3 protein-coding genes and 1 pseudogene are annotated in these 2,070 nt (G+C 69.1%); 3 read left to right on the top strand and 1 reads right to left on the bottom strand.

Features of this window, described 5'->3' with window-relative positions; translation table 11 throughout:
- Positions 1-188 (bottom strand): PAS domain-containing protein (locus VNS22_RS13260; RefSeq protein ID WP_325733138.1); only part of this gene is annotated, 188 nt, incomplete at its 3' end.
- Between the two features lie 131 nt (positions 189-319).
- Between VNS22_RS13260 and VNS22_RS13265 the strand changes: the two genes are divergently transcribed.
- The 3 genes and pseudogenes from VNS22_RS13265 to VNS22_RS13275 all read left to right on the top strand — a co-directional run.
- Positions 320-1,243, top strand: a complete 924-nt coding sequence (locus VNS22_RS13265) for a LysR family transcriptional regulator (RefSeq protein ID WP_325733140.1) — start codon at positions 320-322, stop codon at positions 1,241-1,243.
- Positions 1,244-1,345: 102 nt separating this feature from the next.
- Positions 1,346-1,825: a formate dehydrogenase subunit gamma gene (locus VNS22_RS13270; RefSeq protein ID WP_349261779.1), complete on the top strand. Its 480-nt coding sequence runs from the start codon at positions 1,346-1,348 to the stop codon at positions 1,823-1,825.
- Positions 1,822-2,070: pseudogene (locus VNS22_RS13275) on the top strand (formate dehydrogenase); the annotation flags it as partial. The gene VNS22_RS13270 and the pseudogene VNS22_RS13275, both read left to right, overlap by 4 nt.

The raw sequence follows: 2,070 nt of genomic DNA on the forward strand, positions 1-2,070 counted from the left end.
GGCTCGAACGCCTCGTCCAGGAAGAACAGCTCGGCATAGCTCCGGCCGATGGCGCTGGTCGCGTCCAGGTCGAGCAGCCGGGCGGCGGCCGGGTTGATGGTGATCAGCCGGCCCTCCAGGTCGAGCGTCATGACGCCGTCCTGCAGGTCGGCCAGGATCCGCTCGTGGATCTGCAGCTCGACGGCCAATGCAGCCTCCTCCTTGACGCCCCGTGCCGCCGGATCATGGCAGGCTGCCAGGCGCTTGTCGCCTCCGCCACGGCACCGCATCGTGGCCGAGCCACTGACCGCACCGTCGAGAACACGCCTGGAGCCGCCCCATGCAGCTGCGCCACCTGGCCTATTTCGCTTCGCTCGGACGCGAGCTGCATTTCGGCCGGGCCGCCGCCGCCTGCAACATCACCCAGTCCACCCTCTCCGCCGCGATCCGCCAGCTCGAGGAGGAGGTGGGCGCGCCCTTGGTCGAGCGCGACCGGCGCTTTCGCGACTTCACCCCGGAAGGGCGGGTCCTGCTCGGCTGGGCGAGACGGATGCTGGCCGAACGCGACCTGCTGGGCCAGGAACTGGGTGCCCTGCGCGAGGGGCTCACCGGGCATCTGCGGATCGGCGCCATCCCGATGGCGCTGCCGATCGTGGGCATGGTGACCACGCCCTTGCTGGAGGCCTATCCGGGCGTGCGCATGACCGTGACCTCGCGCACCTCCACCGAGATCCAGCGCGGCCTGGACGAGTTCCACCTGGAGGCCGGCCTGACCTATCTCGACAACGAGCCCCTGCACGGGCTGCGCGCCGTGCCGCTCTATCGCGAGCGCTATCTCCTGGTGACGCCCAAGGACGGGCCGTTCGCCGGGCGCAGCGAGGCGGCCTGGTCGGAGCTGGCGGCACTGCCGCTCTGCCTGCTCACCCCGGACATGCAGAACCGGCGCATCCTGAACGGCATCTTCACCGAGATGGGCCTCACCCCTGCCCCGCGCCTGGAAACCAACTCGGTGATGGCGCTCTATTCGCAGATGCGCGCAGGCAGCTGGTCCAGCGTCCTGCCGCACAGCTTCCTCTGGGTCGCCGGCATCCCGCCCGGAATGATCGCCCTGCCGCTGGCCAGGCCCGACCGGTCGCACATGATCGGGCTGGTGCTGCGCGACCAGTCGCCGATCCCGCCGCTGGTGGACGCTCTCGAAAAAGCGGCATCCGGATTGCGGCTTCAGGACATGATCGAGCGATTGGAAGCTGATGATCGAGAATAGCGATCATACCATCGATTTTCCCCGTTTGATCATCGCGCTGAACCGGTGGATAGAATTAGTCGAACTCTGAAGGGCGGTTCGCTGCGGGAGGCTGGCAGCTTGCTGGTGCAGGAACGGTATCGAGAATTCGACCCGGCGGAAGTGCGGGCGGTGGCGACCGAGCTGAAGGGCCTGGAGGGTCCGCTCCTGCCGATCCTCCACGCGCTGGTCGACCGGTTCGGCTATGTCGATCGTCGTGCGATCCCGATCGTGGCCGAGGTCCTGAACCTGTCGCGTGCCGACGTTCATGGCGTGGTGACCTTCTATCACGACTTCCGCCAGGAACCGGCCGGGCGCCATGTGATCAAGCTCTGCCAGGCCGAGGCCTGCCAATCGATGGGCTCGGACCGGGTGCTGGCCGCGCTCGAGACGGCGCTCGGCATCCGTCTGGGCGAGACCAGCCCGGATGGCCGGGTCACGCTGGAGCCGGTCTACTGCCTGGGCCTGTGCGCCAGCGCACCGTCGGCCATGCTGGACGGCGAGCTCCACGGCCGGCTCGATCCGGTGAGCGTGCTGACGCTCGCCCAGGAGGTGCAGGCATGAGCCGGGTGCGCGTCTTCGTCCCCCAGGATGCCGCAGCACTGGCGGTGGGTGCCGGCCAGGTGGTGGCCCGGATCCGCGCCGAGGCGCTGACCCGCGGGCTCGACATCGAGATCGTGCGCAACGGCAGCCGGGGCATGCTCTGGCTGGAGCCGCTGGTCGAGGTCGAGCTGCCGCAGGGCCGGGTGGGCTATGGCCCGATGACGGCGGCCGAGGTGCCTTCCCTGTTCGACGCGGGCTTCCTCCAG

This window comes from Geminicoccus sp., from assembly GCF_035556675.1.
GTDB lineage: Bacteria > Pseudomonadota > Alphaproteobacteria > Geminicoccales > Geminicoccaceae > Geminicoccus.

Coding starts and splice junctions, on each gene's coding strand:
- VNS22_RS13265 (WP_325733140.1), top strand. CDS start 320: ATGCAGCTGCGCCACCTGGCCTATTTCGCTTCGCTCGGACGCGAGCTG.